Genomic DNA, 24,780 nt, shown 5'->3' on the forward strand with positions numbered 1-24,780 from the left:
TTATTTCTCCTTTTATTTAAAATATGAAGCCAAATTGACCGCTTTTTTCAAGTGTGATCGCTGTATCATGAATTTCATTTCTCACTTGAATTGAACAATCATCACCACCACCAATGCATTTGACCTTATACCACATGGTAGCCAGTGTATTGGCGATGGATTTTATTATGCGGCAGTCAACACTTTGACCTATCATCTCATACTGACGAATCTTACCTATATAATCTGGATATTCAAACCAATCGGGTACTGATAGGATTCTTCTGATTTCATCAATAGAGAAAAATCGGAAACTTTGTTTATCCTCCGATAATAGATAAGTCGAAGACGCCGACTGCCCAGTATATCGTTTAGGAATACATTGAATCTCCGTTGCATCACGATCCACGAATGTTTTTGTTAAACTTCGGTCTTTCCAACTGTTCCCTTTTTCCACCTTTTCGCTGAAACTTTTCATCCATTTTTCTAAAGGCTTCCAAGCATGTTGAACGTTTTTGCCATCTAGATATTCCCTTAACTTTTTTCTGCGAATATTTTTAGGAGGTTTTGGAAACTGGAAGTTCAAAAAGTCTTCCCTGTGCCTGAAAGCGACCGCATATGTTCGATTTCTTCGAGCTATTGATCCAAAATCCAGGGCTTCAATATTTTCTTCCTGCCAATATAGAAAATCATTTTTCAATAATTCCTTCATGCTTAAATAAGCATCAGTCTTATAAAAACTAGGAACATTTTCGAAAAAGATGGTTCTACACTGAGTAGCCCTTATTAGATCTGTTGCTGCAAGCGATAGATTGTTAAATACCCCACCCTCAGCGTTGCCTAAAGAAGAAAATTCATTGCAGGGCAAAGTAACAATTGCCACATCCGCCTTAGCAACGGTGCTACAGTCCAGTAGGTTCCCATTAAACAAGAATGTTGATGGGAAGTTGAAATTATAAACCGCTGCGCTATCTTCTTCGAGTTCAACTGCACCCACAGATGAAAAATAACCTGTGTCCTGGAACGCGGCACTTACGTATCCGGCTCCACTGCAAATCGTAAAGGTCGTTATTCGTTCATCATTAGGTCGCACCATTATTTCTTTTTCAAACATTTGAAACTTTAATGGTTGAACTACAACCATACTTTCTGCTCCATCACGATAAACTGAGATTTCTATTTTTTGCTTGATATCAATGATTGAACGATAACTTTCTTTTGCTGTGTCCACGATAGGCCGCAGCTTCCCTGATGTTTCATTTTTACGGGAAGAGACATGAACCTTATCATCCGCACTGCCTATAGGTACATTTTTAATAGTAATTTGCTGATTGCTTTGATCTGAAGCTATGAACAATTCATCTCCAGGCTTAAAGCCCGCAGCTTCACAAATTAATTCATAAAGCCATATCCTTGGTCGTTCTTGTTTTTTGGTGACAGTATAAACTTTCTTCAGAGCTAATAACATATTGCTCTCCTCCTTTATATTTTGGAAAATAAAAAAACGTGTTTGCCATATCGGCAGACACGTTCTCCATTTGTATATAAAAAAAGCTTGGACCTTGTAGCCCAATCTTCTTATATCTATTACTATTTAAAAAAAGTGATACAGACAATCATCTTCCACATCCGATTTACAGTAGTACGAGTAGTGCTCGAAACAGCGCTATTAGAAGTACATACTAGTTCATCAGAATATCAGCGTTTTCATTGGCACAGTAATGAATGTATACGCCCCTCAATTACTATCCTCATCAAGTGAGTCCGATGCTTAGATTATTAAGAACCATCCTCATCTTTTAGATGTACATGGCAAACCTAAAGCTTAGTCATGAGTAAATAAAATGTATAACTCCATATTACTTTATTTCTCGCAACATAACAACAAAAAACCCCATCTACAATTTAAATGGGGTTTAAATGAATGTGAGCGTTGAGCGATGTCCAATTCTAAAAATTCACATTGACTTTTGGTTGCTAATTCAATACAGTTACATTTATAGACCCTGCATTTGGTGTTTTATCGTTCTCGCTAAAAACCTTGCGACTTTATAATCTACAGCATTTTTTAACATTTCAAATATCGCAGTCCTGCTACCAATAAATGCAAACTCATCAGGTAAACTAAATAGTCTTGCTGTTTCTCGCACGGATAAATACCTATTTAATGAAGGATGAAAAAAAATATCATCCTGAACGTGAGTAATAACCGGTGCACAAGTGTTAAAGTTAAGCCTTTGGCAAAAATTTGTAAACTTTTTGTTAGGTGCTCTAAGATGTTCTGGAACATCTTTTATGTTACCACCAGGAGGGACATGTTTCATTCTCTCCAACGTTTTATCTGTTGGTGTAAAATATATATCTTGTTGATTTACCCCCTCTAACCCTTCAAACGCCTTCCCTACTGTCATACATTCACTTATATAAGGTAAATCTAGATTTGGTAGTGCATTCTTAAATCCTAGAATAAAGGCACGCTTGCGGCGCTGTGGCGATCCGAGTGCAGTGGCATCGATAACCTTAGAAACTATTCCAAAATCCGGAAGCATTTTTTTAAATCTTTCAAGCAACACTCCTCCTTTTACCGTCAGAAAATTTTCAACATTCTCAATTAAGAATCCCTTCACATTGCTCCATTTAATAATATCGATCGTCTTTTCCACAAGCGGATGAAAATCAGACAAACTATCTCTAAAATTATTAATTGTATTTAACGCTGATAGTTTGACACAAGATATCCCTGCTGTTAAAAAGTTCGCTTCAGGTATATCGCTTTCCTCAAAATGCATTACATCCCTCATGAGAATGTGATCTCCAATATTGTATCGGTACGTCTGAATATGTGAATCTTTCATGGTTCTTTTATCATAACGATCATTAGCAAAGATAATTTGATAATCTTCGTCCAAAAAGCCTTTATCTAGTGCTCCACAACCTGAAAACAAAGAAAGCATCTTAATTGATTTCTCTTCTAATGTAGGTGGTAAGGAACTGTTTTCTGTTTTAGTTCTGGTTCTAAATAAATCAAATAGATCTATTTGTTCATAATTAACAACCTTAGCGAACTCACTTACGTCTACGGCATACTTCTTTTGCTGTAAAAGAACCTTTTCGTTCCTGATACTCTCTAAATCAATAACTTTTTCTACTATTTGAACGGCTTCCAATACAGTAAAAATGATCTTTCCATTTTTGATTTCTACTTCAACATTCTTATTATTTGCAAAAAAGGAACGCACTTCTTCGGCCTTTATATCTATAACTGGTACTGTCTTGCCTGTCTTCTGTGTTGTTTTGGCTACATGTTTCTTGCTTGTCTCAGTCTTAAAGACTGTAATCGTCTTTTTCTTATGATCAATCCTATAGCTAATTGGCTGTCCAATAGCAAAACCAAATTCGGTTAGATACTGGGCCTCTAAATATAATCTCTCTTTTAGCTTGTATAGCCTTTTCATTACCGTTTTCATTCTCAAAATCACCAACCTAGTTTTATATTAAACGTCCTAAACAGAGAATACTCGACTAATTTTTTCAATTGTTGGGTACCAATAAATATCCTCTATAAAAGGATCGTTATCATAGAACAGAATGATGTCAGCACCAGGCATTCCGTGATGCAAAGAATCCAACAATTCATTGAGCTGAAGATGCTGCTCTTTTGTATAATACACACGGTATAAATTTTTTCCCTGCTTATAATATGGCGGATCAACAAAGAGCGTCGCCCTATCTTGATAGTAAACTTCTTCAATTAGTTCACATGCATCAAGATTTGTAATTGTAATACGGTCACTCATGGAGTGAATAAGATTGATTCTCTTACAAAGAGAATCCGGGTTCCATCGTGATAATAGTTTTGAAGAATCTCCATTCCGCCCACCTAATGGATTTGCTTTAAATATTCCAGAATAGGCTAAGCGGTTATTCAGAAGCAGAGCCCAAGCAGCATCTAGAATGGTGCATGAGTTGTAATCTGATTTGAGAACCTCTTGTGCACAAAAATAATCCTCGTGGGTTGGCTTGCTTGTTTGAATCCGATAAATTAAATCATATGGTGCATGTTTAATCGTCCAAAATAACGCATATACTCCGAAATCAAAATCGTTTAAAATTAAATTTTCAACGATACCTGCATTTAGCATAGCTAATTCAATACTAGCTCCTCCAGCAAAAGCTCCAACTAGTGTTTTAACAGCGTCTTTTTGCATTTTCGCGTAAACATACGGGATTATTTTGCTTTTACCTCCAGCCCACCGTAACGGCGAGATTCTTTTATTAAATTTAATATCACAAGCAGGCATTTCCACATTTTTCGCTTGTTTATCTTCAAGCAATAAGGTGAATTTGTGCTGGTTACCCTCGTTAGATAAATAGGTATATCCATCACAAACACACCAAAAACCCCTTTGATACTCATCAATCTCCGCTTCTTCCAGCTCAAATTCAGCACCGCAAAATTGGCATATTAACATATAATCCCCTCTAATCAAAGTCACTTATAAATAATAAGCACCGCAGGTAATCCCTACGGTGCTCTTACTTATTAATTTAGGTTTGGCTATCACAAGTTTCAACTTAACCATCAGTAAGAAGTATTAATCGTCCCTGTTATTTTCCAGAATCGAAAAATACTATTGGAGCGATCACTCGCTCATTCTTTTTTCATATTCAAGAATTCCTTCGTAAGTCAACCGTTCCGGTTTCTGCCCTTCAGGAAAGGAATTGTAAATCGCCTTCATCCTCTCGATATGCTCCTTCACGTTCCCGCAGCATAAATGCTTCTCATTCCTATTTCCAAACCCAAGGTAGTAGTCACAGTCGCTTCTTAACCTGCTCAGCATCATGTAGTTAAACCTGTGCGGGTTCTCTGCATACTTCGAAATGAAAATCACAACCAAGTCGCTCTTGATTGGGGAGCACGGTTCGCCACCGAAGTCATTCTCACAACTATACAATACAGGTTTGTCGCTCTTGCCTAACTCTATGTCCTTCCATAGAGAGCTATTTTCGATGCACTTATATACGGGTCTTTCCCAGAAGTCTAGACCGATATATTCCATCGTTCTTACGTTTGCTTTTGCTTCCATATTACCATCTCCATTCAGTCGATTTAGAGGAAGACTCCTCTTATCAAAGACGTTTATAAATAATAAGCACAGAAGGTATAATCCCTACGGTGCTCGTATTTAATAAATTATGATTGGCTACCATTTTTTTTAGCTAGTTTATCGCGTAAACCCTTTATCTCTAGTTGCTTCTGATTAACAAGCGATTGCAATACACGATTGTCAATCAATAGTTGCAAATTTTCCTTAAGCAGTTCGTCATTCTCTTTGATTATTTTTTCAATCCGAAATGAACGCATTATTTTGATTTTAAAAATTTGTTTTATTTTTTTTAATCCTTTCACGAATGCAACATCCTCTCATGTTATTTTCCACTATATGTGCTGCGTAATTCGATACGCTTCAATCCGTTTAACTCACGATCTGCCGGCAAGGTAAGTACCTGACCCATAAGTTCGAAAAGTAATGACTCGCACCACACTTTTTCACATTGATCGCAGTAATACGTATATCGCAGGTCATATATCCTTTCGACAATAGGGCGTACAATATTCCGCGGGGAACAATAATAACACTCTTTTATCACATAATACTCAATGGGATGAATAACAATATTAACGGAATTAGGCGTCTCGACTTCCTCTAATTCTGCAATATGATACTCTGTACCATATTCGTACCTACATTTACTAAATGACTTTACAGTCACCACATCGCCTTCCGCATACAAGTTCCTGAGGCAATTTATTTTATGGATACGATGGATACCTTTATGAATTATTAACTTTTGTCCTACTTCGGTAGCAAGTGTATCCATATACGCAACAATTTTGGCCAAATTAAACCCTCCAAAGTGATTCAGCATTAGTGTCTTCAAAATGGCATTGAGCCCAATGAGAATTTATCTCCATTCCAAACATACATATTTGGTGTTATTTGCGGGGTTATCAGATCCCAAGCTCTAAAATAGTGGGTTAGCTGGCTTATCGGCCGCGTTAATTGATCCGTATTTCCTTTTTCCTCAGCAGCCAGATAATCGTACATTGAAGTAAGAATCCTTTTCACCCTGTTGTCGTGCAACGATATGTCAACAGACTTTAAAAAATGTATAACTTCAGCGGCTGCTAAATCATGACTTTTCTTACTAACGTATTCCCACAGTTTTTCGAGCACTGATTGATACACATTTTCCGCTTGAATATCTATCACATCATCAATGCAATAAGACCAGCCCGTATTATGCTCTATACGGAACAGCAAGGCCACATTCTGATTTGGAAAGACAACAGTGTCGAGACGATATGGAATGCCAGAATTAACAATATCCTCTCCTAAAACGAGAGAACCCGTCTTGACAAAGTAGTCTTTGTAATAAATAGCATTTTGCCACAACCAGCGTTTTATAACTCTTGATGTATCCGGGTATTTCACTGAATTGCAAATAACACTATTTTCTGCTTGCTTATACTTTAAGATTGTTGCCTTTAACAACTCGCTCAATTTTCGTTGACCTCCTCTTGTGTATCGCTATTCATGATGAAACTAGCATCACCAGAAACTTTGACCCAAACGGAATCGACATTTGCAACCGCAATAAGCTCATATGTAACATCCATAAGCAGCGGAGAGCCAATAAGTTTTTCACTTATTAAATCTAAGAATTCATCCAGGTTAAGTTCAAGCATTTGATTGAAATCAACCTTAATAATTCCTTTGATCATATTATTTGCACCAATACGATCTTTTATCTGGGACAATGTCAATGGATAAAGTGTGCCCAATCGGTTAATCATGTCTTGGGCTATCTCCCATAGTATTCGTTTGACTTGTTCCCGATCATTATGGTTTTTGTTCCCTGATAGATAATCATGTTCGTTTTCTTCCATGACTATCTTCATACAGATTTCTAGATCCCTTGGCTGGGATATATCGATATAAAAACTATTCTGAGCACCTGCAGCTTGACACAACCAATAAACCTTAATGCCGGTAACTGTAGGTATAAAAACAAAACCAACCATGTTTTCGCCACTTATACTCTCACGAGTTTTGTAGTCGATTAAATAAACTGTATCAAAGCGGATTCCATCTTCCAAAAGCCTCTGTAATAAAACGACTTGACCTTGGTATTGATCTAATGTTTGCATCTTTATTCCTCCTAAATAGATTTTTATATAATCAGCCTCAGAAACAAAAAAAACGCATTCCCCTGATCGAGGAAATGCGTCTTTAAGTTTGCTGCAGCAAGATTAGCAGCTTATATTTTCTCTCTTTAAAATAATAAAAGCACACTTCTCCTATTGTTCAGGAGAAAATGTGCTTTTTAGACAACGATCAATAACTTTCAAAGTGAAAATCCATCAGTAATTACAGTGTTCATCGCTAATAGTCGATCATCACCCATAAAAATCAATGGTTTTACCTAATAACGTCATCGCTTATTATTGATAGCGTTCACGTTCACTCCTCAACTTCCACCCCCATGGGAATGTCCTTCATTTGTATAATGTCCGTGTCTTCTTATAGATAAGTACACGCGAATAAACAAATCATAGTCGGGAGTATAAATGTATTACATACTGTAATTATACTTTGACTCCCCCTAGTAAATCAATAAAAAATCAATCATTCATACATTAGAATAGATAATTGATTTCAGGATTTTTCAATCTTCCAGTGAAAGTAGATCCATCATTTCACATGGAATCCAGTCATCGCCTGTCATTTGAAGTAATAAATCATAAGAATCTATCGTTGACTCGAAACAATTCCACTTATTCTTTTTCATACGGTGTTTTGCACTCTTCAGGGCTAAAAGATACTCTTGTTTCTTTTTTGCCTCTTTATAAAACCAAATTGCTTCCATGTAGTCCCCATCACTTAGGGCCAAATCGATGCTGTTTTGACATGCTTCTAAATACTTGACCGCATAAATCTCTTCTAGGGGTAGAAATTTTTTATCAACTGACAATTGTAGGAGTAGCAGCTTTCCACTCTTGTTATACCCTACTCTTGCAAAACCCGCATTCAAATAATTGCATCCAGGGTTATCACTTCTGAGTGCGGATGATTTCACATAAGTAATGTATCCATCCTTTGGTAGTTGACTTCCCCACTCACAATAGGTGGCAAAGATAGCCCATTTCACCAGATCTGAGCTCATGTATGATGATTCATTTCTAAATAAGCTGTTCTCCCAAGCATCTAGACCATCTTTTCGCCATTCGCCATAATAACTCACCCATACAGCGTCCCCTTCAGCTGTTCGCAGCACTAAGTTTCGTTTACCGGGACGTGTAAAATGAGGAGAACCTACTGTTTTTCGTGAGTAATGGCGATCGGCAAGTGCAGCTCCAGCTTTATCTGCACGTTGCGTGACAATCCAAGGTCCATATTGATCGAAATTTGAATCAAATTCCATCATTAATTGCGTGTCAATATTCATGCTTTGCTCCTCCAAATAAAAAAACAGAGAGCTCACTTTCAAAGTGGCCCTCTGTTTATTAGTTTACGTTTAACTTGATACATTTTCTTTAGGTTTATTTGTCAGCTGACTAAACTCATTTAACAGTTTATCGAGTTCTACTGATTTTTCCAAGACTTCATCTATATTAAAATTAAACTGATGAGATGAAGCAATCTTGTGCATTTCTTCCCGCTTAATAGCAATTAACTCCTTTAATTCATCTTCAGAGGTATTACTCATAACAAGACCCATTTGCCGTTTATTTCAGTAATACTGAAACTTACATTTTCACCAATTGATAAATCTTCTAGTTTAAATGTGTTGCCAGATTCAACCGATTGAATCTTATGGCCGTCCTGGTACCAAAGAAGCGCCTCCGAGATATCTAGTGTTGAGTCTAAAATATCACAGATATACTTATAAAGTAGGTTGTGTTTATCCTTTGCTTCAACAAAGAGTGAAAAGTCATTACAAAATGAATCTTTTCCATCTACTAGGTAGTCTCCTTGTCGTAATTCCCTTCGCAAATCTTCTTTAACAGCCATTACTTCATCTCGTGTAGCATCCTGTCCAAAAACAGGCATCCACTCATCCAGAGCTGTTGCTACTATTCTGAAAAATTCGTAATTAGCTATGTTTTGTTTTTTGTTTTTTCTACAGAACATTGTGGCCTGCAGTGCAAAATATATCATCGTATTAATTGAATATTCCCCTAATTTTGTTTTCATATATTTTCTCCTTTTGGCACTAAACAATCATAGTGCTGATTTTTTTATAATTCGATATTGTTCTCTACTCGTGTCGTACGCACTTTCACCTTACTCTGAAGAGTCACATACGAGTAATGATTAGATATGGTTCCCTCACTAAAGAGTTCATTGAAGTATGAAATTACTTCTAATGCAGCAAATTTATTAGTCAGCAGCCGTTGAGGTTCTGACATTACAATTGCTGAACAACTCAACTCTGAAGGTGCAATGGAATCGGTCATCTCTTGAGTATCAGGAAACAAATCACCAACAGGGGATAACAAAGTCTCCCCATTCCATCTCACACCACAGACGACCTGGCCAACCCAACCAGAGTTCTTAAACTCATCATTTTCCTTTTCTGTCCAATCCCTTTTAACACGTCCATCTTGAGGCACCTTAGCTCCCTCAATACCAACGTCAATATAGATAAGACGTTCAGATCTTAGAAAATAGTTATGCATGATCTGCCGGCTAAAGTTATTATCTACACACCCTATGAGAATGGGAACAAACATTGATGATCGATAGGTTCTACTGTAATACTCCTGGGTAAATAAATTATGAATCATCTCTTCATTTTCCACATACTCATCCGTATAACTGGAAATTTGGAGATTATAGTGGCTGCTATACCTACGAGCGAGCACAGAGGCTTTCTTTTTTCCGACATCTCCAGGAATAAACAATTGGTTTCCCAGATTTTTAGTTTCAACAATGTCAGGATCTGCTATAATATAGCGTCCATCACAATTGAAAATATTCATCATCTGCGCAATCTGCTGCAGGATATAAGATCCATTGCCGCCTGCACCAAGCTGTGAGAGAGCAAAATAAGGCTCATAGTCTTTAGGAAGAGTTATCATAGGATGTCCTCTATTCCTGACTCTTGATTTGACCCAATTACAACACTATCTGGTAAGGGGTTATCTCCCCATACAGATAGGGAAGGAAACGGAGTTTCAAAGATTGACGTTGTTTTTATATCCATAAAATCACCATCAATATGAATACGACAAGTAACCTGCGGCATAATTTCATCTAATTTGCCCACTATAGCATAAAGGCAATTCCCGGTTTCACTTCTATCATCTTGAGCCGATGGTTTTGCATCCCAAAAATGATGTGAATGAATTTCCATCACTTTTTCCCACTCCCAGCTCTCTGAAGCAATATTAGATAAATGTTCTTTATCAGGTAATACATGGCCTTTTGTGACAATTTGTTTTGGATATACGATTCTGTATTTTTTTTGAGTGTCATTCCAATGGATTTCTCCATAAAACTCGACGCAGTACTTAACTGCGTAATGCCGAGCAAGTGAAATAAAAGTATGCAAAAAGGTCCACGGAATCAACGGCAAATTAAACGTTACTCCTTCTCTAATTGAATCAACTAAGGGAACAACTTTCGCAATTCTACATACAGTGTATATACTACCTTGTCGGACTTGATATACATTTCCGTCTCTACTTGGAATGTACATATTTCTACGTCTGTTTTGCGTAGCATCATACATAGAAAGATATACACCGTTTCTATTATCTGTAGCTGCATTCCCTTTCTTTCTGGCATGTATAATGGGTATCACCAAATTCGGTGTTTTAAAAAACTGCATCGTGACATATTCCTTTTCGCTCATTTCACCGAATTCATCCATTAACCGAAGACGTAAGTCCTCAGCGTTAATTGGCCGCAGTGTTATCGATTCTTCATTATCCTTATCAGGAATACCTTCATCAATCTCTTGGGGAGTAAAATATTCTGTAAGAGCAATATGATCCCCATCATATTTGATACGTGTTTCGACATTTACTTCAAACTTTTCTGTTTCCGCTTTTGCCGCTTTACTTCCAACGTTCTTTGAGGTGTTTGGTGGGTTGACTACTTTCCCTTTAGGCTTATTTGTAGGTGGATTTATTGGTACAGATCCAATTCCAGCTGCATCTACAAAAGCAAATAGATCAGATTGCTCAAACTTTTCATTACTCATGATGTTGCCTCCTAGTTTTTAGATATACAAAAATAACCCCATCTAATTGACGGAGCATATGCAAACCGATTTTTATTCTTTAGAATTTATCAAAAAAGTTCTCTAAAGTAAGGTTTTCAGATATTAACCATTCATCCGGAAACTCTTTTCCTTTCATGCTTTTGTAGAGTTCTCTTAAATCCGTAATCTTAGACAAGTTACGGCTTGTATAAAAACAATTTGAACTTGGAGATCCAAAGAATAAGTTATGCATGGATAGACACTGAGAAAGACCATTTACTGTAGGTAAAACATTACTACCCATACAGATTAGCCCGGTACCTTCATACACATTAGCATAAGGATATTTCCATAGCTTAGTATCGGATTTAATCCTTTCTTCACCTTTCAATGCAAAACAGTACATGGAAATAATTTTCCCCACTTCAGAGACTTTGTAAGCAAATATCATCCTAGGATGCCCAACAGTCTCAAAGGGCGTATTATAGTAGTATATATCACGATGTTTTTTTGGAATCTCACAAACCACAATATGATATTTTTGATCCTTCCTGTGAATATGTTTCATCCAAGAACCAACCATTAATGGTGATTCTACACGAACTAAAGGAGAACTCACTCGCTTCCATCCAACAATGGTACTCGGTGAACTCATTTTTTTATGTCCTACTACAGTTTGAGGTTTCAGCTCACGCATTTCTGAATCAATAATGATTTCAGCGAAATCATTAAAACTCATTTCATATTCACCAATGTTAATGCCATTATCTCCTGTAACTTGCACTCTGCAAGAAGGGATAACTTCTCCAATTTGTTCATCCCAATTAACTTGGAAGCTTATCATTTTTTTTTTGCTCCTTCCAATAAACTGGCATTGCCAAAACTAACAATTGATCAATCGTTTGGGCAAGTTGCAATATTTTTTGTAGAAACTGACCATAATAGTATATGGATTCATGTATTTCAAAGATTATTGAGTCGTTTTCAATTTTCATTATCAGTTCTCCAGAACCAAAATCGCAGTACTGGATTTTATAAGGATTTAAGATTTTATTCAACCACATTGGGTCAAACATACTGGAGATGATTGAAATATCTTCAGTCTGACAGGTTAACGTAAAATACCTGTACCTATCTGATGTGACTTCATTAAAAATACAATCACCGAATATTCTAGCGAGGCAATCACAGAATAAATCCTTACCACCAGTATAAATATTAAACTGGTATGAACTAATCCACATCCCCATATTTTTAACATTGTAACCGGCATCATGTAATGTTTTCATCATTAATAGATTATCCATGGAAGTACGGATATCTTCCATCTCATCACTGCCCATAAGCTCCCCCTTTTATTAGATGAAATCATCATCGTTTTTAAAAGATTTATGCTTTGTAAGAAATAAGTGGCATGATACTTGAGTAAATTTTGTATATTGATAAAACAAATTCTCGGAATTTGATTTATATATATCCCAAGTATCGTCGTCTCTATAACAATTATCTGTTGATTCAAGAACAGTAGCTTCGTTAAATGCCGTTTCAATATCTTTTAATGTAAAGGCATCAAAATCAATATCTGAGGCCATTTCGTAATTATTGAAATAATACATGGGTAACAAAAACTGTTTAGGAGTGGCTCTTTTGAATGGATTAAGAGCGTTCTTCTCTTTTAGCCCATTAATAAAACGGTTTGTATTAATAAGAACTCTACTCATTTCCAATATCATCGCCTTCTGTTTTATTTAAGAGAGAGTGCTTTGCACCCTCTCATGATTATGACGATTAATTAGAACTCCGAAAAGGAAGGATGATTTGATAATCTAAATCATCCTCGTCATCCGGGCGAATAACGATAGGTTGGACATTGCTTGTAAATGAAAAATGTACATTTGGCGTAGTCTTAGCTTCTAACGCTTTTATCATATATTCGGTATTGTAGCAAACCTTCAATACCTCACCAATCAAGCCCTTCACAAATATTTCTTCTTTTATTTTTCCGACATCAGAGTTGTCATCCTCCACAAGAATTGATTCAGCAGCTGGCTGAATGGTCAAAGTGGATGCAGCTGATCTCTTTGTTCCTTTTGCAATCAAATTTATCCTTTCTAAGGATGCAATGAATTCTTTCCTATTTAAAATAAAGTGATATTTTGCTTGGTCTTTAGGTACCAGGATCTTAGAGGTATCTGGATAAATTCCTTCAATTACAGTCGTACAGAACGTCATGCATCCTGTCTTAACAATGAATTTATTATCCAAAAAATAGAGATCCGCAGAATCTTCTTCGTTCACAACTTTCGAAAAGTCGTCCAATACTGAAGCCGGTACCACGATACCGTTACCTAGCTCTTCAATTGTATCGACTTTCGTAGAAACAAAGGCCAGACGATGCCGGTCAGTCGAAGTAAAATTAAGGGAACCGTTCTTTATACAGATATGCACACCAGTTAGGATTGCCATAGATTCATTAGTCGAGGCTGCAAATACCGTCCGTTTTATCATAGAGGTTAGTACAGCTCCACTCATAGTTAAGGTTGGCTTCTCATTTGTGCTAATGGATATTGGATATTCATCAGTACACAAACCCTGAAGCTCTATTTGTGAATTGATTTTTTCATCGGTGGAACAAATTTTTATTAATTTACCAATATCACTTGTAGTGTTATTTCGGACCTCAATCCGAACGCCTTTTCCTAATTTCTTCACCATTTCCATGAAGACTTTAGGGACCAGAACGCTCCCTTCTTGTTCTATGCTCACAGATTCGCCATCTCCCACTGGAACTTCATAGGAAGTCGAATTCTTACTGTCATCAGTCGTGAATGTCACAACCGAATCGGTAGCACAGATCTTTATCATATTGAGTACGGGTATGTGACTAGATGAAGGTAATGTTTTTTGGACTTTTGTTAATGCTCCTGTTAGTTGTTTAGTAGAAATTTCGATAATCATACGATCTACTTCCTCTCATGTTGTTTTTTTATATGACACCCTCTCGGGCTAGTCAACGAGATAAAAAAAAGGACTTTAACTCTTAACGAGTCAAGTCCTTTTCGCTTTTAGGAACATCATGCATCAATCGTTTTACCGATCTAAACATCCCTAAAAATTTTATGATTTCAGTTACGGTAATGAAATAATGCGTATACCGTATCAGCAAACCATTTTCACGGCTAGTCGAGAAGACCAGTCTACCTCTGTCTAAAGCAATACCAGAGTAAATAAGTACACCCTGGGGTAAGTTATATTTGTTTTCACAAATTACTTTCAAACAATTAACGGTGTAAATATCATCTTCCGTTAAGAGTTGAATTGCTTTCGATTTCATCTTAGTAATCACCAGTCTACCTCCCCATTTTGAAATCGCATAAACGCAAAAAAACGCATGACCTTCGCTGTAAAAGCGAATATCATGCGTTTTGGATGGTCTAAGCGATTTGAAATTTTTGTTGTGGTTCTATAGGAGAAACTAAGATGTACGAGGTTAGACAGGGGATGCTCCAAAAAGATGCATCTGCTCAAGTCACCAACGACAATCCAAAGCTGTCCTCGCTACATAATAATCCGTGCGTCCACAACCAACCATCTTCTTCCTGAATAACTCAGTCCCGTGCTCCAGTAAGAGATTGTTATCCTCACATATAAATGTGTACATAACCTACAAGAGCTAGAAGATGTGTCTTTAAAATTTAATATGATTCTAGTTTACTGGATTTTGAGCAAAAAATAAAGCCCTATCTAAATAATAGGGCTTTATGGTAGTAAAAACACTTAAATTGCAGGTTCTCAGGTTTTGCTCTAGAGAACTTTTCGTTTTCTCTCGTTGATAGTTAACCAATCTATATCCACTTCTTTACTGATTATAAATGTTCTTTAAATCAGCTGATAACATATTTAATATTCTTCTCAGCTCATTTTCATCTTTAGCCGGCGAATCAGTCAGGATCTTAGTAAATTCGTCAACTTTTTCTGCGGCCTCTTGTTTAATTATAGCTTTTCTTGCTTTTTCTAATTGATCTATCTCGTATTCGATTTGAGACTTAGACATAGTACTTGTTTCACTATTGGGCATTTTGTTCTCTCCTCAGATTATTTTTAGTAAAGAAATGAATCAACCATAGCCTCTTGATTTTCATTAATTAGTTTCCTTTAGAGTGGCTTAGCACTCTCTGTACCCAAGGAATGCACCTCTTCACGATTCAAGATACTTATCAATATCAATCATATCAGATAGATCACATAAACGGCTAGACATAGCATCCTGTAATGCGATTTCCTGTTGTTCGTTAGACAACCCATTATTAAGTAATTTTTGCCTTACATCTTTTTCAATCGCTTCCTGAACATTTGGAGGAAATAGATATATATAAGTTGCTTTGTTTAAGGAAGACATAATAAGCTCCTTTGAATAGTTTGTTATTATAAATATGAGTCCGCCAAAGCATCACGATCTTCACAAATTTCCCCATCATAGTTTTCATAAATGGGAAGACCATTCTCCCAAATCATGAGTTTATTTCTCTTATGTGAATAAGTCGCATATCTCTTAACATCATATGAGTTAATAGGGTATTCTTCACTCGCATATTTCGGTTCCCCATTTTGTTCATAAGCCGTATAAGTCGTGAGGTCGAACTTCAAGTTAGTTATTTCTTCCCCCTCACGTAAATTCACTATGGCTAATATCTTTTCGTAGATAACCTTAGCTTCTTCAAGTGTTATCCTGTAGTTTTCAATAAGAACAGTATATCTTAGTTGTGAAAAGGTAATCATCCCATCCTTCACAATGTAAGATTGATTTTTCAACTCCTCATCTGTTGCAAACCTTTTTAGAGCATAGTTTACAGGCGTTAGCCTGCATTCAATTTCCTTTATATCTTCGCGCTCATTCATTTGCTCCAAAATGAACTGCAAACCCCATTCAGAAATTTCTTTAACGGTCATGCTTTTGGGATCTAAAGTCGCCCCATTACTCTCCGAAAAGGTTTTTTCAAGCATAAATTTCCCATATTTGAGTTGAGTAAATTTTTCTCCATCAATTAAGAACATTCTCATTTATATTCTCTCCCTTTAATAATTTTATTTAGGTAACTGGAAGTGTGGCAAAACAATTTGTACCATATTCCGCTTTTTCTGACCGTTCTATTTGTTCAATTATAGCATTAATTTTTGGAATTTCTCTATTTAAAAAGAGAAGGCTAACTGACGAGAAGAAACATTTTTATTTGCCGTTGCTGGAACAAGTTGAATAGGTTTTACTGCATCAAACCCACTGACTTCTCCAGGGCAGGCGTACCAAGGTGCGTACCAATACATCTGAATACGACATAGCTTAAGAGCAATACTGGATATATCCTGAGCGTATCCTCGAAGATAATAGTTTGAGGCCGGTAGCAACAATGCTCCGCAGCCTACAGATGGATCTAAAACCGTTTTACGCTTCAAATCCTCTCTATCTCCACCCAAATTAGTCATTTCTACTAACATTTCGGCTACGCTAAACGGTGTTGGGAAATAACCTAAACCCGATTTATAACCCTTTCCGGTTTGGTCACATAATAGATATGACATATGGTCATATGGATTATCCAAAACTAGAAACAAATCGAATTTACGATAATAGTGCTCATTTAATTTCTCTGATATACGTGGTACCTCGTTACTAGCAGCCATGCCCCATAAGAGCCAGTCTGAAAAGCTGTCTATACTGGCATCATGGTGATTAAGGCAATTTTCAAGCATTTTTACCGTCTCTAATGAAGCTTTTGAATGGTTGTTTTTCCATTCAATTTTCGGAATAGGACCACTTCCTTCTAGTGAACCTTTCTGGAGAATATCAGTCCAGTACGCCCACCGACCCCAAAGGAGATCATCATATGAAAATAGATATGGTAGTAACCATCCCCTCTTCTCAAAAACCTCTTGGTGGTTTTTTGGTAAGCCGCCAATCGCTTGTGCGCATGACACTACTGATTGCGATAACTTTTCAAGTTGCTCTACCGAAAAACGACCAACACGATAAAGATTATCTTTATCTTCTTGTTTAGGCATACTCTTTTCCTCCTATTAATTCCCCTAACAAGGGGATAGATATTTTTCGCAGCATCATAATTCATTTTTTGTTATCAGCAAAAGAGCTGCGGGGTAGATTTAAGATCAGAAACAATCTGCTCTTCCAAACCGATTTAAATAAAAAAGCGTGTTCTGCCGTTACTCGGCATGAACACGCTTTTCTTGTGGTCTAGGACCATTTTCATATTCTATTCGTTCTCTTAGAGGAATATATCGATCAAGCCCCCTGGGTTCGATTACGTCCTCTTCATCCTGGAGTTCATTTGGATTAAACACCCCCTTTAATTGGCCAAGCCTCATTTGAAGATTCGTATTGTTGCATTTTTTCAAGTATGTCATTTATCATGAAGGCTTCGTATAATACCATCCAATCTTTCCTCCCTCAACATACCTTCATTCCCTTTTCTGAATGGGCACTCCTTACATGCCTTTTTAAGTGAAAATAACCTTTTGACATCCATAATTCATTACCTCCCGTGTTTTGAGCATAAAAATAGCGCACCCCGCCTCAGTCGGCATGAATACGCTTTTGTTTAAGGTGAAGGACCTATTTCTACAAATTTAAACCACTTGAATAAGTGAAAGTGTTACTGCATTAAGGTTAGAGTAAGATAATTGGGACTCGTCAAAAATTCGTCTGCACAATTATCATAGCTCATAACTATACTGTCTTCGTTATATGAAATAACGTTCACAGCAAACATCTATGCTCTGGTCAATAAAGCAAACCGTCCGACGTTCATCTTTCCCTATCTTCACTAGTATGTGTGCATAGGCATTTTTGAACAGCAAGATGTTGAATATGAATAACAATCCCTAAATTATACACTTTATTCTAGCTGATTAAAAGAGGCCAATCCAATTACAGTTCATTCAAAAACAATAACCAACGCTCTCAGTTAATCATTTTAATCATTTATTCGTACATGTGCTCGCTTAACAGCTGCTCCACTTTTCATTTTATTAACCCATGGTATGCTTAGCTCCTTAGTAAATCTATAAAATTGGAGGCTTACTTATGCATTCATATAACAAGCAAGATTATATATACAACCAAACAAAAAGGCTTTTAAGAAACTTTCGTCGTCTCATTCATACTGGTAATAATTTTTTTACAACGGGTATGGGCAGTATCATTCAAATTGTGATGATAACAAATAATAAGGTAGTGTATGAAGTTGCATCAACTAAGAAACAGCACACCATTAAATTAGAAAAGTTTCGCATGGCTATATGGCATATGTTCTTACATCGAACAGCAACAAGAAAAGAATTAGAAAAATTCTTTAATTTTAATACTCACCTTATGGCATTGCTAAATGCAGCATTTGGTTCAAAACTTTCTAAAATTCATAAGATGCCTAATCGCATGTTACGCTTAACATTAAAGGGGACACGTTATTACTTTTCGGGAATGGAATACTCTACCGCCGATCGCATATTAGTTAGTCAGAATGGTGGACGTTTTGTTCTTTTCAGTTACTTTACACTACGGGATTTAAAGCATGAAAAAATTCTTGAAATATTTAAGCACTGTTGGAAACTCAATCTAAGAATAATAATTGATTCTGGTGCCTTCAGCATAATGAAGGCACATCGAAAATCACCAGATTCCTACAACATGTTTAAATATCGCAAAATTTGCCTGATTGAATATAGTCAGTTTCTTATTTCATTTCAAAAGTACATTCTCGGTTACTTTAATTTAGATGTAGAAAGTGACCTCGCTGCTACATCTGATAATCTAACCTTTTTAACGAAAACAGTTGGGATGGTCCCCTACCCCGTTTGGCATTTTGGTATGGGTTGGGAGGAACTAGACCGTCTTGTAGTATCTTGCCAATACTCATTAATTGGTATTGGTGGTACAGTCTTTATTAAATCAAGTAAAGAGAAAAGGAGTTTCTTCACTGAATTATTCGATAGGTATGGTGAAATGCAGCCCTTTCATTGGCTCGGCGGTTCAAGTCAATTATTAAACGATTTTGAATTTCTAAGTGCGGATTCTACCGGCTTCAACATTGGTCGCCGCTTTCGTAGATTAATCCCTTTATACCGTGCTCAAATCGAAGCGCCACTGAATATGAATACAATTGATTGTCTCACTTATAACATTAAACAAATGGCTAAACTTGAAGAACCTTATTTTGACATGCAAATGGAGATCCCACTTCCCTATTCTGCACCCTCTACAGTGTAAATTAAGCACAAAAAAAGGCATGCAACCTTGTACAGGATGCATGCCTCTCTTATGTAACTTATATTAAATGGCCAATGACTTTCCTTTAGGCGTGTATCGCCAAACACCACGAGAAACACTACTAAACTCTTCATTAATTTGAAGCGTTTGGCGAATTTTCTCATGCCAGTGTTGATTTTTCTTCGCCCTAGCTGTATTTTCAATAACCTCATAGAGCTCTTTTAACGAAGCAGCTCTTCCAATTTGTTCAAACGTTGCTTGAATGAGGTCACGCCAAGTAACCTTTAATGATTCCCTAAGGTCTTGTTGGAAATTTTGATTTATTTTTATTGGAACAAACCATAAATCATCTTTACGAAATATTAAGAGATGCTCATGTACAATGGGAATAAAACTCCCTGCATATTGCTTCCGATTGGATTCGCAGTTATGCTGCGTTTTTATGATCCAGGAATCTAATTTGCCAATCAAAGCCATGTCTCTCGCAATACTAAAGTATTCACCTTTACGGCGAATATCTCCGGTTAATATAGCCATACGCCCGCCCTTACGAAGACTTGCGTACATTTTTGCATGAACATGGTTTATTTTCCTCAAAAAATCTTCATATGAAGGGCAACGAGATAGATCATCCTTGTGAGGTTTTCCCCACATGTTCCCACTATACTTAATAATGTCATGATAAGGATCATGAGCAAACAAAAAGTCGCTCCCCTCTGGCATCTCATCTTCTAATGCATTCCAATTTCCGAATCGAGGATTGAGATCCAAATGGATACTATTTTCATAACCCAATTCCCTAGCAACGTCATACCCCGTCCCACCGCCGGCAAAAATTTCATGAAACTGGTGAGGTTTGAAATGTTCTAGTAAATCGCGGATAACATAGCCACTACAGTTGCCACGGTAACGAGTGTCTCCCCATTTCCCTCTATCAGGATAGTTCATTATGCTAGTTAGATTCAAAATAATCCCTCCTCTTTTTTGTAGTAAACACGTTTTTGGAAACAAAACACATTCTCCGTTTCGAAGATGGGTAAGTGACTTTCTTCATCTACAAAATGATCAACTTTAAACGGGTTGTAATAACCAGTCGAAGAAAGCTCTAGTGGACAGTCATGATTAGATGAAACAAATGATCCTATTGCAAAAGCATGTACATTCCGGCATTTTTCTTTTCTTGCCTTTTCTTGCCCCGATTTTCTAACACGAAACTCCACTTCATTGAGTAAAACGGATTCCGCATATGCGACAACTAAACCTGTCTTGAAATCTTGAATGGAGAATCTACCCATCATATTGAGATTCAAGTATACTCTTACCTTTTGACCAGGTACGAGTGTGCGATTTTTTACCATTTCCACTTTTATTACCTCCAGTAAAATACCCTCTCACCAATTAACTGTGAGAGGGTATTCGTTATTATAAACCGAAGTCAAATGCAATCTGCTCTTGAATTAATAATTCACTTGAGCCACGCAGCTTCGTTTTAATTGTGTTAACTGTCAAATTAAAGCTAAAAAGATCTAGCTCCCCGACACTTTCCGATAGTGGACCACTTTGCACAATTTCTGTCGTATCGAGTGGTACAACTTCTGTTGTCACGAGATTACCATCAAATTGCACTAAATCTGTCACACCACATAACCGTTTAGTTTCGGCAGTAAGGCGTACAAATGCCTCCTTTATGGCATTTTCATAGTCTTCCTCATTTACGATTTTAAGGTTTGCGTCCATATCCTTCTCAGCTGCGGTTTTCCATGTTTCTGTTAGTTCTGTAGCTGAGAAACTGCCGGCCAGATCTCTCGTTAAATTAGAAGAATCATCATTTGCATATTGAGCTAAATTATCCGATCGCTCGATTCTTCCTTCAACCAGAAGTGCCTGAATACGCCGGCGCATAAGACGTTGAAATTGGGCCATTTGTTGGGTCTTCTCGCTTACATAATAGCGTACCCGACATTCTAACGACTGACCAATACGCCAAGCCCTTCGACTTGCCTGGCGAAGTACATCAATATTATCGTTCATTTGCCAGAACATTAAAGTCGGCCATTCCAGCAAATCTAAGCCCACTTGAACCAAAGACGCCGACATGATTAAGACCTTTGTACCTTTTTCGCGATGCTTTTCTAGCCATTCGAATCTTCCTACACTAGATGTTGTATTAACATCTAGAATTTCAGACTCAATTCCCTTTTCCCTAAGAATTTTTTGAATTCTTTGATTGGTTCGAAAAATCCCAGTGTAATGTGTAAAAATAATGCAGCCTCTGTTATCCTTTAGTTCGTTTTTTACATCATCTATTAAGCGACGTTCAGTCGAGGTCAGGTAATCTTCTGGAAACGTTTCGGCTTTAACCGTGTGAAGAATTGTTCCATTCTCATCAACAAATTCCACAACATTTTCCAACTGAGGCTGTGCTGCATAATTTAATGTTGCTGGATTAAATTTTGCCCAAGCCTTACTCTTCAACTCTTGTTGAAACTCTTTACAGGCATTATAGAGGCGATTATGAAATAGTTGGTACGCAGCATCGTGCTCTTCATCAAGTGGAACTATTATAGGCTCTTCTTTTAATCGAACTAAAGGAAGTCCTAAATCTGCCAGCTCTACAAAAACAGACTTGTGAAGTAAATGACGTGCAACCAACTGTGGAGCAATACCAGGCTTTTCTGTCACTTGAACTCGTTCTGACCGCCTGTTTGTTGTACGACCAATAATACCTTCACTTTCCTCATCCAAATAGGTAATCTTCTCGATTACCCCATATTTTTGGGCCCACAATTCTTTCGTGGTGTTATGCTTAAACCCCTCCTCAATGAGAGATTTTGAGTCAGACCGCCATAAAGTTGCCTGAATAGAAGACGATGCTCCATTGGTCAATGTCCCCGTCAAAAACATTGCTTTTTTACACGACTTCAGTAGCTTGTGAAAAGCTAACCCTCGGCCGCTATCTGATGCCTTCATCTGTTGAATTTCGTCAAACAGACCAACATGGAAATGATTTTTCAAGTGTTTTTGGAATATTTCCGCGATCATCCACCGAGGTTTATTTCTATCCTCACCTCGATCTTTCACAGCTGGTCTTGCCATAGTGCAAAACCGTTTTCGTTCCTTTTTCTCACTATCAGCTGATTTTTTATGAACAATCACCGACTTCTCACCACTCTTACACAAACATTCAAACTGGCGGATTAAAGAGGTGTATCTTTTTATATAATTTAATGGCAAACCGTTTGCGCCCATAGTACCATTTAGGTAAGCCTCACGTAGTTCTGAGCGATTAGGTGGTCGAACTGGCAATTCAACTGCATCTTTCCATGTAGCCATTACATCGTCATTTGTTTTTGATTTTGGTGATTTCAATCCCCTACCACAATCTGGACAACACCATAAGTTGCGTTGATGCTTCCAAATTGCGCCCAAGACAAATTTATTTGCTGTTAATTTCATACGATCTGTCGAAACAAGAACAAATTCGATATGTCCCTTGGGTACTCGATAACCAGATTTTATCTTTTTTACATACTGTAATGCATCCTCCGTACTATTTATTATCGTACAGTGTACAATTTGATCACCAAGTATTTTGGGAATTTCTTGACCGGCCCATTTAGGAATAATGATGGACGGTGCTATAATTAACACTGAGATTCCGTCCTGTGCACCACTTGCATTTCTCTTCTTCATGAGTGCAAAAACGGCCGTAAGCGACATCTGCGTCTTACCGCTCCCCATGTCACCAATCAAAAAGACACTATATTTCCGTTGTAACACTGCTAACACACCCATTACGGCTCTCGCCTGTGCGGGCAAACTAATACGTTTGGTTTGCCCTAGAAACGGAGAATAGGTATGTCCCTCATATAACGGCTTTAAATACTGATCGATTTTCGTGGCTAACATTTTTCCATTGGTACGTAAGTACTCTTCTGTCGTCATACCTTCAGTAAGTATTGCAGGATCTCCTGTTTCACTGAATACATTTAGCCGTCCATTCATAATCCCTTGATTGATTAATGCTAATACCTCTTCTTCCTTCATCGATTTTATAACGATCGCTCTTACCTTATGACCTTCTCCAGCCGAATCGGTATGGACCATTTTTATCTCAGACCAATTATTGTTTGGAATTAAAGACAGGTATAGATCTGCCCAATCTTTCGTTTTAGGCAAACTATACTTTTGAGCCAAAAACTGTCCGGCTAATTCTTCTACATTCCCATCTCTAGACATGAGGATTCGGTCTGGGTGAATTTGATTAGAAGCATCTGCCTCCATACAAACTTCCTTATACTCTTCAACAATAGCCAGACGCGGCAGCAAGAAGGTATGACAAACCTTATCTATGATTTCTTCAACCCGGCGATATTGAAAGTTGGAGTAGTACTTTGTCGTTTTTTCCGTAATTAAATGTGTAACGAAAATTTCACGGCTATTGTAAAACAAGGCATGGATAGCCCTGCATGCTGTGAAATTACCTGTAAAATAAATACCAACAATGGTCTCTTCATCAGAATCCAACATTATGGTTTTAACATAAGCTTTAAATATTTTCCCATCATTTTCGAAATGAATTTGTTGTATATTGGAGATCGCAAACTCCAATACATCTTTTAACATCTCAGACGTGGGTATCAACTTTGAACCTAATTTTATTTGGCTCAGATCTTCTAAGGTTTTTGCACCAAAAAGATATTCCTTAATTTTATCCCATAACTCTTCAGTTCCTATTTTCAAATAAGAAGTGAGATTATCCATTTTCATTTGAATACTAAGGCGATTCATTCGACCGCTGTTCCTATCAGACATTTGTAATAGTTCTTGCACCTTAAGTAATAATTTCTCCATGATGAATGCCTAGAACAAAAAAAGGGCTAACCCTTTTTTTGTTCTAGGGCTACCCTCCTTTGTTGTTCGGTTATCTCTGCAAATTTCTCAGAAGAATACTATTCTTGGTGTGTCCTGTGTATTCAGATTTCGATAATCATGCGACGAGGCCTACATAATGCCTCATATTCGCTCACTGCAATTCGCAGCGCTTTAATAATTTCGGCATCATCCAGACCCTCAACGTATACATTTCTAACTTCTCTTGAATCTTTGAAAATATCGATACTAACCGTAGTATAGGTTGGGAGCGATGTCCAATTCATATCTGAAGATTCTTCAATGCTAACAGGCTGGGTACCTTTAATAACTGCTACAAATTCATATTTACTTAGATCACTCACTTACAACACTCC

27 protein-coding genes are annotated in these 24,780 nt (G+C 37.2%); 1 reads left to right on the forward strand and 26 read right to left on the reverse strand.

The genetic code is table 11. The annotated features are described in order from the left end of the window. Positions 1-16 precede the first annotated feature (16 nt). The 22 genes from ASF12_RS29325 to ASF12_RS29430 form a co-directional block, all read right to left on the reverse strand. The gene (locus ASF12_RS29325) at positions 17-1,447 is read right to left on the reverse strand and encodes a DNA cytosine methyltransferase (protein ID WP_056042245.1); all 1,431 of its coding nucleotides are present in this window, start codon (positions 1,445-1,447) and stop codon (positions 17-19) included. 529 nt (positions 1,448-1,976) lie between these two features. Beyond that, a complete protein-coding gene (locus tag ASF12_RS29330; RefSeq protein WP_056042247.1) occupies positions 1,977-3,446 on the reverse strand; it encodes a DNA cytosine methyltransferase in 1,470 nt (489 codons plus the stop codon). A 36-nt stretch (positions 3,447-3,482) separates the two neighbouring features. Then, entirely contained in the window at positions 3,483-4,451 is a 969-nt protein-coding gene (locus ASF12_RS29335) for a DNA adenine methylase (RefSeq protein WP_063892689.1), read from the reverse strand. A 171-nt stretch (positions 4,452-4,622) separates the two neighbouring features. After that, positions 4,623-5,066 carry an LPD11 domain-containing protein gene (locus tag ASF12_RS35970; RefSeq protein ID WP_056042250.1) on the reverse strand — a complete coding sequence of 148 codons (444 nt, stop codon included), beginning with the start codon at positions 5,064-5,066 and terminating at the stop codon, positions 4,623-4,625. 107 nt (positions 5,067-5,173) lie between these two features. Then, positions 5,174-5,389 (reverse strand): hypothetical protein, encoded by a 216-nt coding sequence (locus ASF12_RS29345; protein WP_056042252.1) that lies wholly within the window; start codon positions 5,387-5,389, stop codon positions 5,174-5,176. A 20-nt stretch (positions 5,390-5,409) separates the two neighbouring features. Continuing rightward, complete coding sequence (locus ASF12_RS29350) at positions 5,410-5,883, reverse strand: hypothetical protein (protein WP_056042254.1); 474 nt, start codon at positions 5,881-5,883, stop codon at positions 5,410-5,412. Between the two features lie 35 nt (positions 5,884-5,918). Then, positions 5,919-6,545 (reverse strand): hypothetical protein, encoded by a 627-nt coding sequence (locus ASF12_RS29355; RefSeq protein ID WP_056042255.1) that lies wholly within the window; start codon positions 6,543-6,545, stop codon positions 5,919-5,921. Beyond that, positions 6,542-7,192 carry a hypothetical protein gene (locus tag ASF12_RS29360; protein ID WP_056042257.1) on the reverse strand — a complete coding sequence of 217 codons (651 nt, stop codon included), beginning with the start codon at positions 7,190-7,192 and terminating at the stop codon, positions 6,542-6,544. The genes ASF12_RS29355 and ASF12_RS29360 overlap by 4 nt, the downstream gene beginning before the upstream one ends. Positions 7,193-7,710: 518 nt before the next feature. Further along, positions 7,711-8,490, reverse strand: a complete 780-nt coding sequence (locus ASF12_RS29365) for a hypothetical protein (RefSeq protein WP_056042259.1) — start codon at positions 8,488-8,490, stop codon at positions 7,711-7,713. 69 nt (positions 8,491-8,559) lie between these two features. Continuing rightward, entirely contained in the window at positions 8,560-8,751 is a 192-nt protein-coding gene (locus ASF12_RS29370; protein ID WP_056042261.1) for an aspartyl-phosphate phosphatase Spo0E family protein, read from the reverse strand. Then, positions 8,748-9,239 carry a hypothetical protein gene (locus ASF12_RS29375; RefSeq protein WP_056042263.1) on the reverse strand — a complete coding sequence of 164 codons (492 nt, stop codon included), beginning with the start codon at positions 9,237-9,239 and terminating at the stop codon, positions 8,748-8,750. The genes ASF12_RS29370 and ASF12_RS29375 overlap by 4 nt, the downstream gene beginning before the upstream one ends. 44 nt (positions 9,240-9,283) lie before the next feature. Then, on the reverse strand, positions 9,284-10,126 hold the full coding sequence (locus tag ASF12_RS29380) for a ThiF family adenylyltransferase (protein ID WP_063892690.1): 843 nt from the start codon (positions 10,124-10,126) through the stop codon (positions 9,284-9,286). Further along, a complete protein-coding gene (locus ASF12_RS29385) occupies positions 10,123-11,253 on the reverse strand; it encodes a hypothetical protein (protein WP_056042264.1) in 1,131 nt (376 codons plus the stop codon). Before ASF12_RS29385 ends, ASF12_RS29380 begins: the two co-directional genes overlap by 4 nt. Before the next feature lie 79 nt (positions 11,254-11,332). Then, positions 11,333-12,097, reverse strand: coding sequence for a hypothetical protein (locus ASF12_RS29390; protein ID WP_056042266.1), 765 nt, complete (start codon positions 12,095-12,097; stop codon positions 11,333-11,335). Next, a complete protein-coding gene (locus tag ASF12_RS29395) occupies positions 12,078-12,596 on the reverse strand; it encodes a hypothetical protein (protein WP_056042268.1) in 519 nt (172 codons plus the stop codon). Before ASF12_RS29395 ends, ASF12_RS29390 begins: the two co-directional genes overlap by 20 nt. Before the next feature lie 15 nt (positions 12,597-12,611). Beyond that, on the reverse strand, positions 12,612-12,980 hold the full coding sequence (locus tag ASF12_RS29400) for a hypothetical protein (protein ID WP_056042270.1): 369 nt from the start codon (positions 12,978-12,980) through the stop codon (positions 12,612-12,614). Positions 12,981-13,041: 61 nt separating this feature from the next. Continuing rightward, a complete protein-coding gene (gene dnaN, locus ASF12_RS29405; protein ID WP_056042272.1) occupies positions 13,042-14,211 on the reverse strand; it encodes a DNA polymerase III subunit beta in 1,170 nt (389 codons plus the stop codon). Positions 14,212-14,293: 82 nt separating this feature from the next. Continuing rightward, complete coding sequence (locus ASF12_RS29410; RefSeq protein WP_056042274.1) at positions 14,294-14,599, reverse strand: hypothetical protein; 306 nt, start codon at positions 14,597-14,599, stop codon at positions 14,294-14,296. 513 nt (positions 14,600-15,112) lie between these two features. Then, the gene (locus ASF12_RS29415; protein ID WP_235533320.1) at positions 15,113-15,331 is read right to left on the reverse strand and encodes a hypothetical protein; all 219 of its coding nucleotides are present in this window, start codon (positions 15,329-15,331) and stop codon (positions 15,113-15,115) included. Positions 15,332-15,451: 120 nt separating this feature from the next. After that, positions 15,452-15,652 (reverse strand): hypothetical protein, encoded by a 201-nt coding sequence (locus ASF12_RS29420; RefSeq protein ID WP_056042276.1) that lies wholly within the window; start codon positions 15,650-15,652, stop codon positions 15,452-15,454. Positions 15,653-15,678: 26 nt separating this feature from the next. Next, a complete protein-coding gene (locus ASF12_RS29425; protein ID WP_056042277.1) occupies positions 15,679-16,314 on the reverse strand; it encodes a hypothetical protein in 636 nt (211 codons plus the stop codon). A gap of 129 nt (positions 16,315-16,443) precedes the next feature. Then, positions 16,444-17,310 carry a type I restriction-modification system subunit M gene (locus ASF12_RS29430; protein WP_056042279.1) on the reverse strand — a complete coding sequence of 289 codons (867 nt, stop codon included), beginning with the start codon at positions 17,308-17,310 and terminating at the stop codon, positions 16,444-16,446. Between the two features lie 1,039 nt (positions 17,311-18,349). Here ASF12_RS29430 and ASF12_RS29440 point away from each other — a divergent pair. Next, on the forward strand, positions 18,350-19,531 hold the full coding sequence (locus ASF12_RS29440; RefSeq protein WP_056042283.1) for a hypothetical protein: 1,182 nt from the start codon (positions 18,350-18,352) through the stop codon (positions 19,529-19,531). Positions 19,532-19,594: 63 nt separating this feature from the next. Here the strand turns inward: ASF12_RS29440 and ASF12_RS29445 are convergent, their stop codons facing one another. The 4 genes from ASF12_RS29445 to ASF12_RS29460 form a co-directional block, all read right to left on the reverse strand. After that, entirely contained in the window at positions 19,595-20,497 is a 903-nt protein-coding gene (locus tag ASF12_RS29445) for a DNA methylase N-4/N-6 (protein ID WP_155973544.1), read from the reverse strand. Further along, the gene (locus ASF12_RS29450; protein WP_442952566.1) at positions 20,494-20,889 is read right to left on the reverse strand and encodes a hypothetical protein; all 396 of its coding nucleotides are present in this window, start codon (positions 20,887-20,889) and stop codon (positions 20,494-20,496) included. Before ASF12_RS29450 ends, ASF12_RS29445 begins: the two co-directional genes overlap by 4 nt. 64 nt (positions 20,890-20,953) lie before the next feature. After that, positions 20,954-24,385, reverse strand: a complete 3,432-nt coding sequence (locus tag ASF12_RS29455; RefSeq protein ID WP_056042287.1) for a helicase-related protein — start codon at positions 24,383-24,385, stop codon at positions 20,954-20,956. Positions 24,386-24,507: 122 nt separating this feature from the next. Continuing rightward, positions 24,508-24,768, reverse strand: a complete 261-nt coding sequence (locus ASF12_RS29460; protein WP_056042288.1) for a hypothetical protein — start codon at positions 24,766-24,768, stop codon at positions 24,508-24,510. Between the last annotated feature and the right edge of the window lie 12 nt (positions 24,769-24,780).

Origin of the sequence: Paenibacillus sp. Leaf72, from assembly GCF_001422685.1 — a bacterium.
Lineage (GTDB): Bacteria > Bacillota > Bacilli > Paenibacillales > Paenibacillaceae > Pristimantibacillus.

Bases quoted from the DNA above. Each gene is read 5' to 3' on its own strand.
- ASF12_RS29415 (WP_235533320.1), bottom strand. From the start codon at position 15,331: ATGCCCAATAGTGAAACAAGTACTATGTCTAAGTCTCAAATCGAATAC.
- ASF12_RS29450 (WP_442952566.1), bottom strand. From the start codon at position 20,889: ATGGTAAAAAATCGCACACTCGTACCTGGTCAAAAGGTAAGAGTATAC.
- dnaN (WP_056042272.1), bottom strand. From the start codon at position 14,211: ATGATTATCGAAATTTCTACTAAACAACTAACAGGAGCATTAACAAAA.
- ASF12_RS35970 (WP_056042250.1), bottom strand. From the start codon at position 5,066: ATGGAAGCAAAAGCAAACGTAAGAACGATGGAATATATCGGTCTAGAC.
- ASF12_RS29330 (WP_056042247.1), bottom strand. From the start codon at position 3,446: ATGAAAACGGTAATGAAAAGGCTATACAAGCTAAAAGAGAGATTATAT.
- ASF12_RS29390 (WP_056042266.1), bottom strand. From the start codon at position 12,097: ATGATAAGCTTCCAAGTTAATTGGGATGAACAAATTGGAGAAGTTATC.
- ASF12_RS29375 (WP_056042263.1), bottom strand. From the start codon at position 9,239: ATGAAAACAAAATTAGGGGAATATTCAATTAATACGATGATATATTTT.
- ASF12_RS29365 (WP_056042259.1), bottom strand. From the start codon at position 8,490: ATGAATATTGACACGCAATTAATGATGGAATTTGATTCAAATTTCGAT.
- ASF12_RS29395 (WP_056042268.1), bottom strand. From the start codon at position 12,596: ATGGGCAGTGATGAGATGGAAGATATCCGTACTTCCATGGATAATCTA.
- ASF12_RS29455 (WP_056042287.1), bottom strand. From the start codon at position 24,385: ATGGAGAAATTATTACTTAAGGTGCAAGAACTATTACAAATGTCTGAT.
- ASF12_RS29360 (WP_056042257.1), bottom strand. From the start codon at position 7,192: ATGCAAACATTAGATCAATACCAAGGTCAAGTCGTTTTATTACAGAGG.
- ASF12_RS29440 (WP_056042283.1), top strand. From the start codon at position 18,350: ATGCATTCATATAACAAGCAAGATTATATATACAACCAAACAAAAAGG.
- ASF12_RS29430 (WP_056042279.1), bottom strand. From the start codon at position 17,310: ATGCCTAAACAAGAAGATAAAGATAATCTTTATCGTGTTGGTCGTTTT.
- ASF12_RS29370 (WP_056042261.1), bottom strand. From the start codon at position 8,751: ATGAGTAATACCTCTGAAGATGAATTAAAGGAGTTAATTGCTATTAAG.
- ASF12_RS29325 (WP_056042245.1), bottom strand. From the start codon at position 1,447: ATGTTATTAGCTCTGAAGAAAGTTTATACTGTCACCAAAAAACAAGAA.
- ASF12_RS29420 (WP_056042276.1), bottom strand. From the start codon at position 15,652: ATGTCTTCCTTAAACAAAGCAACTTATATATATCTATTTCCTCCAAAT.
- ASF12_RS29385 (WP_056042264.1), bottom strand. From the start codon at position 11,253: ATGAGTAATGAAAAGTTTGAGCAATCTGATCTATTTGCTTTTGTAGAT.
- ASF12_RS29335 (WP_063892689.1), bottom strand. From the start codon at position 4,451: ATGTTAATATGCCAATTTTGCGGTGCTGAATTTGAGCTGGAAGAAGCG.
- ASF12_RS29425 (WP_056042277.1), bottom strand. From the start codon at position 16,314: ATGAGAATGTTCTTAATTGATGGAGAAAAATTTACTCAACTCAAATAT.
- ASF12_RS29380 (WP_063892690.1), bottom strand. From the start codon at position 10,126: ATGATAACTCTTCCTAAAGACTATGAGCCTTATTTTGCTCTCTCACAG.